This window comes from Paenibacillus sp. 2KB_22 (genome assembly GCF_052115745.1).
Taxonomy (GTDB): Bacteria; Bacillota; Bacilli; order Paenibacillales; family Paenibacillaceae; genus Paenibacillus.
Map to the genome: position 1 here is coordinate 408,631 of NZ_JBFRHG010000003.1, position 17,119 is coordinate 425,749.

General features: G+C 40.6%; 12 protein-coding genes. All 12 read left to right on the top strand.

Features of this window, described 5'->3' with window-relative positions; genetic code table 11:
- Positions 1 to 723: 723 nt before the first annotated feature.
- The 12 genes from loaP to AB4111_RS20815 all read left to right on the top strand — a co-directional run bounded on the left by loaP (position 724) and on the right by AB4111_RS20815 (position 17,119).
- Complete coding sequence (gene loaP / locus AB4111_RS20760; protein ID WP_442033045.1) at positions 724 to 1,362, top strand: antiterminator LoaP; 639 nt, start codon at positions 724 to 726, stop codon at positions 1,360 to 1,362.
- A gap of 33 nt (positions 1,363 to 1,395) precedes the next feature.
- Positions 1,396 to 2,544 carry an acyl-CoA dehydrogenase family protein gene (locus AB4111_RS20765; RefSeq protein WP_442033046.1) on the top strand — a complete coding sequence of 383 codons (1,149 nt, stop codon included), beginning with the start codon at positions 1,396 to 1,398 and terminating at the stop codon, positions 2,542 to 2,544.
- A gap of 36 nt (positions 2,545 to 2,580) precedes the next feature.
- Positions 2,581 to 3,786, top strand: coding sequence for a hypothetical protein (locus tag AB4111_RS20770; RefSeq protein WP_442033047.1), 1,206 nt, complete (start codon positions 2,581 to 2,583; stop codon positions 3,784 to 3,786).
- Positions 3,786 to 4,862, top strand: coding sequence for a pyruvate dehydrogenase (acetyl-transferring) E1 component subunit alpha (gene pdhA / locus AB4111_RS20775; RefSeq protein WP_442033048.1), 1,077 nt, complete (start codon positions 3,786 to 3,788; stop codon positions 4,860 to 4,862). Before AB4111_RS20770 ends, pdhA begins: the two co-directional genes overlap by 1 nt.
- Position 4,863: 1 nt before the next feature.
- Positions 4,864 to 5,856: an alpha-ketoacid dehydrogenase subunit beta gene (locus AB4111_RS20780; protein WP_442033049.1), complete on the top strand. Its 993-nt coding sequence runs from the start codon at positions 4,864 to 4,866 to the stop codon at positions 5,854 to 5,856.
- Between the two features lie 6 nt (positions 5,857 to 5,862).
- The gene (locus AB4111_RS20785) at positions 5,863 to 6,918 is read left to right on the top strand and encodes a dihydrolipoamide acetyltransferase family protein (RefSeq protein WP_442033050.1); all 1,056 of its coding nucleotides are present in this window, start codon (positions 5,863 to 5,865) and stop codon (positions 6,916 to 6,918) included.
- 92 nt (positions 6,919 to 7,010) lie between these two features.
- Positions 7,011 to 12,842 (top strand): type I polyketide synthase, encoded by a 5,832-nt coding sequence (locus AB4111_RS20790; RefSeq protein WP_442033051.1) that lies wholly within the window; start codon positions 7,011 to 7,013, stop codon positions 12,840 to 12,842.
- A 40-nt stretch (positions 12,843 to 12,882) separates the two neighbouring features.
- Complete coding sequence (locus AB4111_RS20795; RefSeq protein WP_442033052.1) at positions 12,883 to 13,593, top strand: thioesterase II family protein; 711 nt, start codon at positions 12,883 to 12,885, stop codon at positions 13,591 to 13,593.
- Positions 13,590 to 14,522 (top strand): acyltransferase domain-containing protein, encoded by a 933-nt coding sequence (locus tag AB4111_RS20800; protein ID WP_442033053.1) that lies wholly within the window; start codon positions 13,590 to 13,592, stop codon positions 14,520 to 14,522. Before AB4111_RS20795 ends, AB4111_RS20800 begins: the two co-directional genes overlap by 4 nt.
- A 60-nt stretch (positions 14,523 to 14,582) precedes the next feature.
- Positions 14,583 to 15,452 carry a 3-hydroxyacyl-CoA dehydrogenase family protein gene (locus AB4111_RS20805; RefSeq protein WP_442033054.1) on the top strand — a complete coding sequence of 290 codons (870 nt, stop codon included), beginning with the start codon at positions 14,583 to 14,585 and terminating at the stop codon, positions 15,450 to 15,452.
- Positions 15,453 to 15,482: 30 nt separating this feature from the next.
- Entirely contained in the window at positions 15,483 to 15,734 is a 252-nt protein-coding gene (locus tag AB4111_RS20810) for an acyl carrier protein (protein WP_442033055.1), read from the top strand.
- A gap of 134 nt (positions 15,735 to 15,868) precedes the next feature.
- Positions 15,869 to 17,119, top strand: coding sequence for an MFS transporter (locus AB4111_RS20815; protein ID WP_442033056.1), 1,251 nt, complete (start codon positions 15,869 to 15,871; stop codon positions 17,117 to 17,119).

The following is a 17,119-nucleotide window of genomic DNA, read 5'->3' on the forward strand; positions in this document are numbered from 1 at the left end:
AATTTAATCGCTTTGTAAGATTAATCGTTGTTTAGGCACGTTAATTTTCCCTAGTGAAAATATGATTCGTTCGACATTCTATCCTAGAAAAATAGTTTCGTGGCGAAGCTATGCCCTTTTTTAAAAAAATCGGTGTATTGCTTCATTACAAGAAATACAAGGAAGGTCATAATTCCTCTAGTCATTAGTGTTGCCGAGATGGATATGAACTATTTTTTTATGTCATAAATTGAGATGTAATCGTTTTTTTGATCAGATATTTATAAGATAATTCGCCTTAAAAGAATGAGTGTCGAATGAGTATGGAATTACACATAAAAGTTTTTATGTTATTTTAATACTCAATTCACCTTAATATGGTAAAAAATAATTTTTAATTTATTTCCGGATGAGAGATTTTCCAGGAACTACTTGTGACTTCTTTAAACGATGTAATTCGGCAACCCAATATGTTTCTCCTCTGTAATTTTTATTTAATAATATCGATTATTCCCCCTCCATTCACTATTGAATAGAGGGGGTTTTCATGTTCTTTAAAATAGTTTTAACACTATTAGCAAGAGATAAATCGAGAAGAAGTTCGCTTATTCACAAAGAAATTACCACATTCAGAAATTAAAGACAGACATTCATCAGTGTATTTTGAAATATCAATATTCACTTATGACAACTACTTCTTTTGCTTTCTTTAGTAATTAAATTTTTGGATATAGGAGCTGTGGCATGGGTTGGTATGTGCTTTTTGTCGAAACAGGAAGTGAAGAAATAGTCCGAAAATACTTGGAGTCTCAATTTTGCCAAAAAGATTTATATTCATTTGTTCCAAAAAGGCTAGTACCAGAGAAAAGAAATGGAGAATTTTATAGTGTGGTAAAAACGTTATTTCCAGGCTATCTTCTCATCTATACGAAGATGACACCATCCCTGTATTATGAGCTAAAAAAAATACCTCGGTCCTATCGAATGCTTCGAAATTCGTCATTTGAGCTAGACAAAATATATGGAAGGTCACAGAGAAAACCGAATTTTCCATTAGGAGAAGAAGGAAATACAGATGCGTATTATGATAATTTTTTCAGTGAAATAGACGAAGTGGAAATTAGGCAGATCTTGAATCTCATTAATGATGAATGCATTATCGAGTACTCGAATGTCATAGTAGAGAACTCAATAATACGTGTAAAATCAGGACCTTTATACGGAATGGAAAGTAATATATGTAAAATTGATAAGAGAAAGAGAAGAGCCAAAATTGCTTTAGATTTTTTCGGAGGAGAGAGACAACTAGAGTTGGGAATCGAGGTCCTTTCACTTGGAAATCAAGGAATGATGGTAGTGCATGAGAATTTGAGTGGATGCTAGATGTATTTTATTTAGAAGAAGAGGGGTAATCTTTTGAAGATCGAAGATCTTGGACTTACAAACCAGCAAATGGACAAAATGCAACAATTCAAAAATTTCGTTGGTCTAGAAATTGAGCCCGTAGCGAGACATATTGACGCAGAAGAAGGTGTACCAGATTCTGTCCTTCAGCGAATTATCGATGAAGGCTACTGGGGAGCGACACTACCTGTCAAATATGGTGGCGCCAATATGGACTATGTTACATATGGGTTGTGGAATGAGGAAGTTGGTCGTGCCTGCTCCAACTTACGCAATATTATTGGCGTTCAAGGGATGGTTACTTCTTCTATTCTGCGATGGGGTACGAAGGAACAGAAGGAATACTGGTTGCCGAGGATGAGCTCCGGGGAATTGATGGTTGCCTTTGCCATTACGGAATCCCAGATTGGAAGCGATATTAAAAGTATTCAAACTAAAGCTCAGAGAGTGGGTGATGAGTATGTAGTTTCAGGACAAAAAAAATGGATAACTTTCGGACAGAGAGCGGATGTCTATTTGGTCTTCGCTCAAAACGAAGGTCAGGCTGTAGCCCTGTTAATAGAGAGAAACACGCCAGGTTTAACGGTTCATCCCATTTCGGGATTATTAGGATTCAGAGGTTCAATGTTAGCTGAACTGGAATTTGAAGAATGCAGAGTACCGGCTAAGAATTTGGTAGGTGCAGTCGGCTTTGGATTAGCCTTGGTAGCAAATAATGGCCTGACTCACGGGCGTTATAGCACAGCTTGGGGAGCCGCGGGCTTGGCAGGAGCTTGTATGGATGCGAGTTTGAAGTATGTTAGCGGAAGAAGACAATTTGATCATTATTTAAAGGACCATCAGTTGATTCAACAGATGATTGCAGATATGGTAACCAATACGATGGCTGCAAAGCATCTATGTCTTCGAGCAGGTCTGCTATGGGACCAGAATGAAACTAGTGCTACGTTTGCTACTTCGTTGGCCAAATATTTTTCTTCCGTGCATGCCTTTAAAGCGGCAACAGACGCCGTGCAGATACATGGAGCCAATGGCATCAGCAAGGAATATCCGGTTCAACGATATCTGAGGGATGCCAAGGTTATGGAAATTGTAGAAGGCAGTACGCAGATCCAACAGGTCTTAATTGCGCAGGATGCCTTTACTTACTTAAATCAATGATTTTAAAAAAATTTGAAGGACAGGATGGATAGTACGATGAAGAATACTCACAGTATTATACTAGATAGGCCAATCTCAATAGGTCATGCCGAGGAACTTGAGAAACGCATTTACTTCATCTCGGCCAGTATCCATCAGTTTCAATTGGTCAAAGCTGAAAACACCATTACGGGAATTGAGGTAAACCTATTGGAAGGTACGGATCCATTGGGAATTGAAGACAAAATTAAATCTGTAATTAACAATGAGATTGTGATTCAAAAAGTGCTGCCGCCACGAGTCGTGTGGAAATCCAATAAAAGCGGTACAAGCTTTCAGGACGACTTGTTCGATAAACTGCTTGAAAGAGAAATGGTTTATGAGATGGGTGAAGGCCAGGTATGCTTTGGAGAAAAGATGATCTCTTTAATGGATAACTTGGATCGCATGATAAAAGGGTTAACGATATCCCATTTTGGAGCAACCGAATATCGATACCCGACTCTAATCTCTACTAAAACATTAGAGAAATGCGGCTATTTCAATTCCTTCCCCCATTTCTTGATGTTTGTTACAAGGTTACATAATGATATTGATAACTATCGGGATTTTCTAGAGGATTATAAATCCAACAACGGAATTGGTTCTTACTTACTTCCTCACTGCCAGAACGTAGACTACTGTTTGCCTCCAACGATGTGTTACCACACTTATCATCAATTCCAAGACACGCAGCATGATGAATCACAAAATCGTGTCATTACATCACTCGGTAAATCGTTCCGCTACGAATCGAAATATCATCGCACACTAGAACGACTATGGGACTTTTCCATTCGTGAGATTGTCTTTATGGGATCAAGGGAATTCGTTCTGGAGAGCCGTCATCAATTTATGGAAGCATCGTTTGCCTTATTTCAGAAATTGGGTTTGGAGGGGCATTGCGAAGTAGCCAGCGACCCTTTTTTCTGCAGCGAAGACACAGCCGCTAAAATTTTTAATCAAAGAATGCAAGAACTTAAGTATGAACTCAGACTGAAGGTTACAAGCGATCGGACGATCGCAGCGGCTTCCTTTAACTTCCATGATCACTTCTTTGGAGAACAATTTAACATCAAGCGAGGTGAAACCGAGTGGATGACGACAGGATGTGTAGGCTTCGGAATTGAAAGACTGGCTTATGCCTTTATTAGCCAACATGGCTTGGATGAAGTTCATTGGTCCAAAGTTCTATCCCAAGGTTTTGGAGGTGGAGATAATTAATGGAAAATAAGCAGTTGGTTCAAATTTTGAATTTGGATGGTTCACTGAGCAATGGCAATATAGTAATAAATGAAAAGCTCGCAATTGAGATGTACAAGCTCCTTGTGATAAATCGGGTTTTTGATCGGAAGTTGGTGAACATGCAACGCAAGGGTCAAATTGGTACGTATGCTTCCTTCGAGGGCCAAGAGGCGAGTCAAGTCGGAAGCGCTATGTCTCTTCTAGAACAGGATTGGATGTTTCCTACCTATCGGGATCATGCGGCTATGCTCACGTTCGGTTATGAGATGGTAAAAATTATTTGGTATTGGATGGGCAGAATCGAAGGTTGCATACCTCCAAATCACCGAAATATTCTCCCTCCTTATGTGCCAATTGCGACTCAAATTCCTCAAGCAACGGGGGCAGCATGGGCTAGCAAATACAAGAACCATGATGCATGTTCCCTGGTTTATTTCGGGGATGGGGCCACTTCGGAGGGCGACTTCCATGAAGGGTTAAATATGGCATCAGTATTCAAGGCACCAGTTGTTTTTTTCTGTCAAAATAACGGCTACGCGATTAGTGTACCTTATTCTCGGCAAACAGCCAGTGAAACAATTGCCCAGAAAGCTATTGCCTACGGGATGGATAATGTTCGGATTGATGGCAATGACGTGTTTGCTGTGTATTTAACGACCAAGAACGCATTAGAAGCTGCTAGAAGTGGTAAAGGGCCTACTTTAATTGAAGCGGTAACTTATCGTTATGGTCCGCATACGACAGCAGATGATGCTAGCCGCTATCGAAGTACTGAGGAAGGTGAAGCTTGGAAGTCTCGAGATCCAATCTTACGTCTAGAAGCTTATCTGAGCAGACAAGGGTTATTGAATCAAGATGAGCAAGGGAGTGTTTATCGGGAAGCAGAGCTATTAGTCAATGACGGTATTAAATATGCGCTTTCAATTCCGAAAGCAGATCCAAACATCATGTTTGAGAACGTATTATCTGAGAAGCCTTGGAATGTTCAAGAGCAGGAAAGTAACTTTAATAGATTCATGCAACGATCGTCTTCAATAGAATTTACGGAGGGTTGATATGCAGAGAGAACTTAATCTCGTACAGGCGTTAAATGAAGCTTTGGATTTGTTACTGACTGATGACGACAAGGTGCTTCTGTTAGGTCAGGATATTGGCAAGAACGGAGGCGTTTTCCGGGTTACCGAGAACTTGTTTAATAAATTTGGTGATCGGCGCGTAGTGGATACGCCCTTGTCTGAAGCGGGTATAGTGGGCTGCGGAATTGGGATGGCACTTAATGGTCTAAAGCCTATTGCTGAAATTGAATTTTTCGGATTTATCTATCCTGCCTTAGAGCAAATTTTGTCACATCTCTCAAGATTGAGGATGCGAACGCAAGGCAAGTATAAAGTTCCTTTAATTATTAGAGCACCATATGGAGCTGGCGTTCGTGCTCCTGAACTTCACTCGGAAAGTATTGAGGCGCTTTTATTCCAATCACCAGGGTTGAAGGTTGTTATACCGAGTAATTCATATGATGCAAAAGGCCTTCTCATCGCCGCATCCGAAAGCGAGGACCCGGTTATTTTTCTGGAACCAATGAAAATTTATCGCAGTATACGTCATCACGTTCCGGAGCATCGTTATACGGTTCCGCTAGGCAAGGCGAATGTGCTCAAAGAAGGAAGCGATATTACGGTTATATCTTGGGGATCTATGATATGGAACGTCGCTCATGCTGCAGAGCAACTTGAAAAGTCACACGGCATTAGCTTGGAAATTGTGGATCTCCGAACCTTATATCCGTTTGATATTGAGACGATTCAGGAATCCATAAGAAAAACACGTCGTGCTGTAATTGTTCACGAAGCTCCATTAACAGGTGGTGTAGGCGCAGAGCTTGTTGCCGTCATTCAGGAACGCATGTTCAGCGAATTGAGATCTCCCATAAAACGAATTACGGGTTTTGATGTCCCCGTTCCGCAATTTTCAATTGAAGATTATTATCTCCCATCTGCAGAAAGAATTGTTTATGAAATCGAGAAAATGCTAGTTTCCCTTGTGAGGTGAAGTGTGATGACCAAATTTGAATTTTTGTTCCCTGAGCTTGGGGAAGGATTGGCTGAAGGATACATTGTTGCATACATGGTTAAAGAAGGGGATCGTGTCGTTGAGGATCAACCGTTGGTAGAAGTTCAGACGGATAAGGTAACAACCGTACTCCCTTCACCAGTAGCTGGGGTCATTGACATACTGCCCTATAATCCCGGCGATGTCATCTGTGTTAACGATATCATTATTATCATTAATCAAGGTGAGGACGAAGGGGCAGAAGATGTGAGCCATGGTTGGCTAGAGCTGGCTGCAACAAAAGATAAGAAGCATTCGTGGAATGAGTTTGGCATTAACCTTGGAATTTATCCCAATGCAGTATTGGACGACCCGATCGATGATTCGATTATAAAAATGACATCGATGCGCAAAGAAATAGCAAATATCGTAACAAAATCGTATAAAACCATACCGCATGTAACAGTTTTTGCAGAGGTAGATATAACTAACCTGTTATCCCATAAGGAAAATTTAAAGAAACACAAAGGGGTAAACGTCAGCCTTACGCCTATATTTGTAAAGGCCTTATCGCAAACGCTCAAACAGCACCCGATGTTTAATGCAAACGAGCACAACGGCTCACTAAAGTTATTCCCGGGACATAATATTGGGATTGCCGTAGATACGGACGAAGGTGTTGTTATTCCTAATATTAAACAAGTGAATGAAAAATCGGTCCATACTGTAGCTGACGAAATCACGGAACTAGTCGAAAGAGCTAGGTCGAAAAAAATGTTATTTACAGATTCGCGTGAGGGAACGATTACGATAAGCAATGTGGGAGCGATTGGAGGAGGGTACGCTACGCCTATTATTTTTGCTCCCCAAGTTGCGATTCTCGCTTTGTATCGTGCAGAGAAGAAAGCGGTAGTTTCGGAGAATGACGCGATTGTGGTTAGAAAAATGCTTCCAATCACGTTAACATTCGATCATCGTTTTTTTGATGGAGCGGATGGACTCCGATTCATTAATACCATTAAAGTCCACCTAGAAGACCATTATGAAGCATATTTTCACTAATGGATCCATTACCAACGAAATTACCTTGGTGCTGGCAAGTTCTCAAGAGATGAAAAATTGTTTCAAGCATAGGAAGAAGGAGTTGAAGTGGCATGAGTTCAGAAAGTCTGTATACAAAACAAGAAATCATCTCGTATTTGGCTGATTTAGTGGAGAATATTTTGGACGAAAGAGTCATGGATTATAATGAACCATTCATCAGCCTCGGATTGGAATCTATTAATGTACCTTTGTTTATGAAAGAAGTATCTCATCAATTCGGGGTTGATATCGAAGTATCATCGATATTCGAGAACTCCAACATTAATCTGTATGCTGACTACTTATATAACAAATTAAACAAACTAGATCAACAAGTTGGAGAAAATGTAGATCTGAGGAAAGATAAAGCAGAAAATGAAGACCAGGATGATGTTGCGATCGTAGGGATCAGCTGCCGCTTTCCCGGTGGTGCGAATAGTCCGGAGGATTATTGGGATGTACTAATTAATGGGATTAACGGCATTTGCGACATGCCTGAGGATCGCTGGGACGTGAATAACTATTATAGTGCTGACAAAGAAGAGCCTGGAAAGATGTATTCAAGAAAGGGAGGTTTTTTGAACGTACCCATCGATCAATTTGACCGTAAGTTTTTTAATATATCGCCCAAAGAAGCCAAGCAGCTGGATCCACAGCAACGTTTGTTGCTTGAGTTGACATGGGAAGCCTTTGAAAACGGGGGCATTAATATCTCGCAGCATTATGGAAGCAACACTGGCGTATATATTGGGATTGCAGGCGAAGAATATTCGTTTGCCCACTATAAATCTGGTGATTTAAGCAAGATTGATGCCTACTCGCTTACGGGAACAACGTTTAGTACGGCATGTGGCAGAATATCGTACACTTTTGGCTTCGAAGGCCCGTCTTTTTGCGTGGATACAGCGTGTTCTTCCTCCCTGACAGCACTTCACTTGGCAAGTAAAGCCGTGAAATCAGGCGAGATAGATACTGCGGTTGTAGGCGCAGTGAATTTGATGATTTCACCTGCGGTGCATGTGTGTTTTTCCAAACTAGAGGCTATCTCTGTCGATGGACAAAGTAAAAGTTTTGATGCTGCGGCGAATGGATATGGACGAGGCGAGGGCGGCGGAGTTCTAATTTTGAAACGCCTTCGTGATGCAATCAAAGATAACGACAACATACTCGGTATCGTAAAAGGAACCGCGATCAATCAAGACGGCAAAAGCAACGGATTAACAGCACCCAATGGTCTTGCACAGGAGAAGGTAATAATGAAAGCGCTACAAGATGCGAGACTGAGACATTCTGATGTTGACTATTTAGAAATGCATGGGACCGGTACAAAACTGGGAGATCCGATTGAGGTGAAAGCTGTTGTCAACACCTATGGCAAAGATCGGGCGATGGACAATCCGATTCAGATTGGCTCAGTTAAGTCTAATATTGGGCATCTGGAAGCTGCAGCAGGACTTGCAGGCATTATCAAGGTACTGTTGGCTTTCAAAAACGAGGTTATACCTGCTAATTTGAACTTCAATGAACCAAATCCCTTTATCCCATGGGACAAATCCCCGATTTCCGTTGTTGCCGAGAATAAAGCTTGGAAAAAAGAAGACAGGTTAAGAAGAGTTGGCCTCAACGGATTTGGTTTTGGTGGATCTAATGCTCACATTATACTAGAAGAGCCGCCTAAAAAAGAGTTACTGCATCATATGAAGGGTGCAGATTCTATCTCAATTATAAAAATCTCTGCCAAAAGCGAACATTCATTACATGAAAATATTAAAACCAATCTTGCATACTTGAAAAATAATCCTAACATCTCTATGAAAGATTACGTTGGAACCAACAACGAAGGCAAGGCTGATTTCCCTTACAGGTTTACGGTTTACGGCAGTAATAGAGAACAAATAATAGAAAGGTTACAAGCATATCTGGATACGAACAATAGAGTGGGGATTTCAACAATATCTCATGATAAATTGACCGCTCAACAGGATAAGAAAATTGTATTTCTATTCACGGGACAAGGATCTCAGTATCTAGGAATGGGAAAAGAATTGTATGACCATAATCCTACATTTAAATCGGCATTTGACGAATGTGATCGGTTGTTCCAACCCTATGTAAACCAATCGTTAGCAGACCTGATTTATAGTGACAAATATTCCAGCAAAGATATTGAAAGAACCTTCTACGCACAGCCGTTAATTTTTACAATAGAGTTTGCATTACTTAAATTCTGGAAAAGCGTTGGTGTTACGCCTGAAATCGTCCTTGGTCATAGCATAGGAGAATATGCAGCAGCAGTAGCAGCAAGCATCTTGAGCCTCGAGGACGCCGTTAAGTTGGTTGCACTCCGCGGCCGATTAATGGATTCCGCTCCGGGAGAGGGAGCAATGTCTGCTATTTATGCAAATAAAGCTACGGTTGAAGCTTTACTCCAGGGATATGAGGATAAGGTATCGATTGCACTGCATAATGCGGAACATAATATCGTGATATCAGGTGAGAAGAATGCTGTAGAGGAAGTATCCAAAAAAGCAGAAACTGAACAAATAAATGTATATAGACTACATGTCTCTCACGCTTTCCATTCACATCTTATGGCTCCAATATTGGAAGAATTCAGAATGGCTACCAAGAATGAGGTGGGATTTAGAAGCAGCAAGCTAGGTTATATATCGGCTACCCTCGGAAGAGCCTTGGAGAATGAAGAATTGTTAGACGCGGATTACTGGACGAATCATATTAAAGATCCCGTCGAGTTCTATCATGCATTATCCCAATTAAAGGATGAGAAAAATACAATTTTTGTCGAAATCGGTCCCAATAAAACATTATGTTCGCTGGGCAAGCTTATTCTTGGTGAAGAGAAGATGTTGGTCAATTCCCTGGGTATGAAGAAAAATGCCTGGGAGCAAGTCATGTATTGCCTGGGAGAATTGTATTGCCATGGCGTCACGATTAACTGGGGAGGATTAGAAACGGAATTTAATCACGACCACAATCGAGTAGCATTACCTACGTATGCATTTGACCGGGAATCATACTGGATGCAGCCCGTGTGCTCGCATGAGGAACGTGTGTATACTGCATCAAACACGGTAAATCATCCGCTTATTGGACAGAAAATCAGTACCCCTTACTTTCAGAATGGCACGATGTATCAGAGCAGTTATACGCGCGAGAATCCATATTTTATGCAAGAACATATTATCTTTGACACAGCAATTGCACCTGCTGCTGCCCATATGTCCATGCTTATATCGATTGCAAAGGATTTTCGACAACCGTCAAGCTGTACCATATCAAATGTTGAATTTCATGCCCCGTTAACGGCGGTACAAGACGAGACACGGACCGTACAGTTTCTAATTAAAGATACAAACCTAGAACAAATGAAATTTGAACTTGTCAGTACGGAACAACAATCGTCGAATGAGAATTGGATCAAACATTGTCAGGGGAATATTCTGATGTCCCAAGAACAAGATCCAGCATTTGAAAAACGTGTTTCAATTGAAGAGCTTAAAGGTAGATACGCTGAAGTAACATCCGGCTTTAATGCCTATGATGTGATGAAGAAATTTGGATTTAATTTAGGAGACGGTTTTACAAGAATATCGAAGGTTTGGAAGAGTGAATCCGAAGGGGTCTGTTATATTGAACCTAAGAAGGATATTCCCAATGCCCAAGATTACATCGTATACGCAGGCACCATAGACTCCATTTTCCAATCCGTATTCTTTGTATCTGAATTGAGCATGAGAATGGACTCACAGATCGAAGAGTATGCATTAAAAACAGCCATTCCTATTTCATTGGGCAAAATGAAGTATTACTACAGGGAGGCCGAAAGTTACTGGTGTCATTTGAAAGTAAATGATTCTCAAAAGTCCGGAGTAGTGGGCGATATTGATGTTTACAACGAAAAGGGCGAAATCGTATTTGAGATTGAAAATATCATGGCTAAGATAACCGAACGGGATACCTTACTCAAAGAGTTAAACAATAACGGTGAACATATGTTATATAATGTGGAATGGATGGAAGAAAGTAGAATAAACAAGCGGGTGCAAGCAAATTCCAATGAAAAAATGATTCTATTTGGAAATGATCCGGATATCGTGGACAGCTTCCATGATCGATTGAAAAGCAAGGGAATCTCCTCTATACGAGTCATACAGGGGGAACAATTCGTCGAACATGAAGATGACGTATTTTATGTTTCGTACAACAACAAAACCGAGATGAAAGCCCTGTTGGAAAGATTTGCGAATCGATACGCTAACCAGAATTTCAAGCTCATTTATTTAAGCACGTCGAGAGATGTTGGCTTAAACCATCAAAGCGCAGGTCAATTGTTTGCGGTGGTGGAACAGCAGAGCAGGGGCTTACTATATCTCGTGCAATCCATAACGGAATTGAATTATACAAACAAAATGGGTATTACAGTGATTACGAATAATGTGCATCAAATAGATGGGGCACCTACATCCCTCCATCAAGCACCGTTATGGGGGTTCACCGAGGTTATTAGACTCGAGCATACAGCATTGTGGGATGGCATTATCGATACAGACCTCTTAATGTTAAAGGATCAGATTGATGAAATTATTGGTGAAATCATGTATGGGGAAAACAAACAGGTTGTCCTCAGAGAGCGTCATAAGCGGTATATCCCAAGGTTGATTAGAAACGCAAAGCGTTATGGTGATAAAGAGGATTTAACGTTCCAAATTGATGGTGAAGCCACCTATTTAATCACGGGTGGAACGGGAACGATTGGTCAAATTTATGCAGAGTATTTAATACAAAGAGGTGCCAAACACATCGTCTTTTTGAATAGAAGCGAAGCTTCTGGCAAGTTACTTGAAAACATGATGGAGTGGAAAGGCAAGGGCGTTTTAATTGCGGTTGAAAAGGTCGATGTAAGTAACGAATCTGACATCATCGCAGTGGTACAAAAACTTAAACAGAACAATATGAAGATTAAGGGTGTTGTTCATGCTGCTGGCATTATCGAGGATAAGATGATTAAAGATCAGACTTGGAGCAGCTTTGAGAATGTATTCAATACGAAGGTGAAGGGAACTTTTCACTTACATCATGCACTGAAGGATGAGAGCTTGGATTTCTTTGTTATGATGTCGTCAATTACTTCGGTAGTTGGCAATATGGGACAGGCGAATTATGCAGCAGCCAATTACTTCATGGATCGTTTCGCGGAATATAGAAGAAACCTCGGAATGCCAGCGATGTCGATATGCTGGGGACCTTGGGAAGAAGCCGGAATGGCAACAAGCAGCAGCGCTATCTTGAAGAACATAGGTAACAAAGGTATCTATGGAATCTCTAAAGAGCTGGGAATGAAAATGATAGACAAAGTATTCCTGAAGGATCTTCCTATGATTGTCGTAGCTGATGCGAACTGGCAGCTATTCTGCCAGAAGACCAGTGTGGATGAAGTGACACAGTTCTTAATGAACTTTATTACAAAGGATCAGGCATTCGGACAACAAAATGATACTGCCTCCGTTAAGGAGGAAGTTATTACTACGCTGAGTCGTTTAGGTGAAACGGAGAGATACGAGTATCTATTAGGAATGTTGCATGCCGCAGCAGCTCGAATTATCGGTTTTAACGATAAAAGCCAGTTATCTATCGATAGTTCCTTTACTGAACAAGGCGTGGATTCCTTGATGATATTCTCATTAAGGAACGAAATCAAAGCACTGTTAGATCTGCAAGTAGATATATCTGTATTTTTTAACTATCCTTCTTTGAGAAAGTTAAACGATTATTTATTATCAGAAGCCATGAACTTCGAAACCACAGAAGATAGCGCTGCTGAAGTCAACGATGATGAAACGGTAGATGATATTTTGTCCGAGATCAACTCCTTGATCAATTAAATAGGATGTTCACCATGCTGTTAAAAAGGAGAGCGTGCAAATGAAATTGTTTTGCTTGCCGTTTGCAGGTGGCACTAAGCGTGCATATGCAAACTGGAGTAGATTTGCTAACCCCTCGATCGAAATCGAGGCGATTGAAATTAGAGGAAGGGGGGAAAGATTCGGGCAATCCTTCTACCAGGATATTACAGAAGCGGTCGACGACATCATTTCAATAATCAAAGATAGAATTAGCAACGAGCCCTATGCTTTATTTGGTCATAGCATGGGAACACTGTTGATCTTTGAGTTGTACTATAAGCTCATTGCAGAAGGGTACCATAGACCGCAGCATATTTTTTTCTCTGGCAGGCAATCCCCCATAGTAAGAGACAATATGTTTGTTAACTCCAGCATGCCTGATGGTGAGTTCGCTTCTAAAATAATTGCGCTAGGAGGCATTCAAGAAGAGTTGTCTCAGAGCAAAGAACTTATGGCTTATTATATGCCAATATTGAAAAATGATATTAGGATCATGGAAAACTATGCATTCAAGGAAAGACCAACGAAAATAAAATGCAAGATATCAGTACTGAGCGGCATAGACGATAAGATTGATAGTGAACAGCAGATTGTATGGGCTGATTTATGCGAGCAGCAGAGCAGATCTTATTATTTCACCGGGGGGCATTTCTTTATTAATGATCATGTCGAGAAAATCGTAAATATTATAAAAAGCGAATTGCTGCCGGAATTAAGAGGCGTGTTATGAATAAGTTAATTAATCCACAGCGGGCGTTTTTGTTTCAGGGTGTCGGTGCGGACTATCGAGATTGTTTGGGTATGTTTGAAAAAGAGAGGCTTGATATCTTAAAGCAATACTGCTCCATCGTCAAAGATGAGACTGGGCTTGATTTACTTGCCTATCTCTTTCAGTCTCGGGAGATGGAATGCGACGGCTTATTCTATGATTGGATTGCAATATATACTTGCGATTATATGGTTTATCAAGATTATGTAGATGCGGGTATACGGCCAGCGATGATGGTAGGCTATAGCATGGGTTTGATCACGGCGATGGCTTGTGGTCAATCGATTACGTTCTTAGATGGATTACGCATGCTTCGGACAATATATGAGTATCCCAAAGGATATGCTGATGAATGTGGTATGGGCGTGATCGTAGGCAAGACTTATGACGAGGTTTGCGATCTCATTGCCAAAGGCACCAAGGAGAACGATGTCTTCATTGCCAGTGAGAATAATGAGTCATGCCTTGTTCTGTCAGGTGTCAAGAGTAGCATCGAACAGGTTCTGCGAATCGCGGAGCAGGAGGGAGCCATCAAGGCCACCGTCATCAATACGCCATATGGGTTTCATTCTCCTTATGCGGCGCGAGGGATTAAGGCGTTCATTGATCTTGTAGATGAGACTTTCATTCGAGATGGAGAGACTCCGATCGTATCAGTATTTACTCAGACTGTCATCCAAAATGCTTCAGATTTAAGAGATGAGCTTATCAAAAATATGGCAAGTCCTATGAATTGGAAAGCTGCTATTCAACAAATAGGTGATTGGGGAGTAGAAAGCTTTGTGGAAGTTAGCTTAGCAGATTCGCTAACTAAAATATCAAGGATGATTAATCTGAACTATAAATTCTTGACGTATAAGAAGTTTTTACGTTTACAAAGTACCCAGTAAAAAAATGCGTGGCGGCAGGCGGGGAATAGGGAGACAAGTTATTTTTAGGAGGAGAAGAACGTGAGAGTGATCGGGGTCATTGGCGCAGGTGTTATGGGGACTGGAATCGCACATAATTTTGCATTAGCAGGCTACGATGTGATACTCGTTGATATTTCTGAAGCTATTCTTTCGAAAGCAAAGGAGCAAATATCCAACAATATTCGTTTACAAGGTTTATATACCAGAGAGTTTATCGCGGACAAGCCCGAGGTTATCTTGAATCGAATCAATTTCACTGTTGACTATGAGTTATTGAAGGATGCTGATTATATTATCGAGAACGTTCCAGAGAAATGGGAGACTAAGAAAGAAGTCTACTTAAAACTTGATCGAATCTGTCCGGCACACTGTATCTTTGCTGTTAATACTTCTTGCATATCGATCACCAAGGTGGCCTCACTCACTAATAGGCCGACGCAGGTTATTGGCTCACATTATATGAATCCAGTCATAATGAAACCGGTAGTGGAGGTTATCAAAGGTTATCATACTTCAGAGGAGACTGTTGAAGCTACCAAAGCACTTCTCACCTCTCTGCATAAAGAAGCAATCATCGTTAATGACTTCCCGGGGTTTGTGTCTAACCGAATTTCCCATCTAATGATGAACGAGGCTGCGTTTGTTGTTCAGGACCAGGTCGCAGATCCGAAGGATGTAGACGATATATTCAAGAAGTGTTTCGGGCATAAAATGGGACCGCTTGAAACGGCCGATTTGATCGGATTAGATACCGTTGTTCATTCCCTCGATATTCTCTACGAGAGCTATCAAGATCCCAAGTTTCGGTGCTGCCCGCTACTTCGAAAAATGGCTGAAGCGGGGACGCATGGAAGAAAAACGGGCCAAGGGTTCTATCCATACCCATTTTATACAAGCAGTTTGGTATAAGTTCAAAAAAATAAGAAGAGGTGTAAATATATGACGATGGAAGAAATTAAAAGTAAAACAAGACAATACTTAGGGAAATTTTTTAATGGTCAGCATTTAAACGATTATGACGATATTTTTGCTACTGGAGTTGTTAATTCTCTCTTCGCCATGCAACTGGTAATGTTTATCGAGAAGGAATTCAGTATTGAAATCAATAACAACGATTTGGATTTGAATAATTTCAAGTCCATTGATGCGGTCTCTACGCTCGTAGCTAGTAAGAGTGTTGTTACAGGCTAACCAAGCCGAATTATTTATCGATTGTTGGAGTATAGGGAAAAAATAGGTTTCAAATAAGGGAATCGTACTGGGTGAGCGGATGTAAATCCTAACCGAGCATGGTTCCCTTTATTTAGCTCTCAATTGGAGGAATAATGAAGAAAACAAGAGAACCTAAAGATCGATTGTGGACCCCGAATTTCTTTTTACTCTGGCAAGGACAGTTGGTTTCTGCATTAGGCGATTCCATCTATGAAATTGCACTAACTTTTTGGATACTCTACGAAACAGGTTCGCCAGGGATGATGGGCGCAGTATTAGCAGCTTCAACGTTTCCCAAAGTTCTTATATCTTCTTTTGCAGGCGTAATTATTGATCGGACCGACAGAAGAAAAATAATTTTAATAATGGATTTTATTAGAGGACTTTGTATCACCTTCGTTGGTATTGCAGCCATTTTTGGATTTATGCAAATTTGGATGGCTTTTGTTGCAGGCATTATATTAGGCATCTGTGGAGCCTTCTTTAATCCTGCAGTCACATCATCTATACCGGACATCGTCCCCTCGTCCCGAATTGTACAAGCAAGTGCCAATTTAAGCATAGTACGGGCTATCTCCCAAATTATTGGACCTTCATCGGGCGGTATGTTGTATCATTTCGTAGGCCCGCCTATTCTGTTCTTAACTAATGGAATTTCCTATATCATTTCTTTTATTCTTTCATTTTTTATGAAGATACCGAAGTCAACGAGTCAGGACCAGCAATATAATTTCTGGCAGGATATGAAGGAGGGATTCTCATATATCTGGAAGATAAAAGGTCTTAGAGATCTGATTATATTGACCTGTTTTTTAAATTTTTTTGCTACGATAAGCATCGTACTTCTTGCCCCTATGTTCAAGAACACAGAAAACCTGGGAGAAGCAAAATATGGGATTGCACTTGCTATTTTCACACTTGGCATGCTTGCGGGAATGATTTTTACATCTGTATTTCGTATTAAGCCTGAGAACAAAAGCCTGATTCTTGCTGTTTCAGGATTGTTAGCAGGGATCTTTTTAACAATTGCAGTGACGATGAATAATTTTATATTTATGATCTCTTTGTTGTTTATTGGCGGTATGTTTAACGCAGTAGTGAATGTACTGATTGAATCAACGATCCAATTGACAGTGATTCAGGAAATGAGGGGAAAGGTAGCCTCCATAAAAGGTACCCTCTCCATGGGGTTAGCACCGTTAGCCATGATATTGGGGGGCTTACTGGCCGAGTTTTATCCAATTAAGTACGTCGTATTATCAGGCTTCATAGCTATGACGCTATTATTCATCCCGTTATTTTTCTTAAAATCTTTTAGTGAGTTTATTCAATTTAACCCAGAACAAAAAAAAGTTATGCAGTGA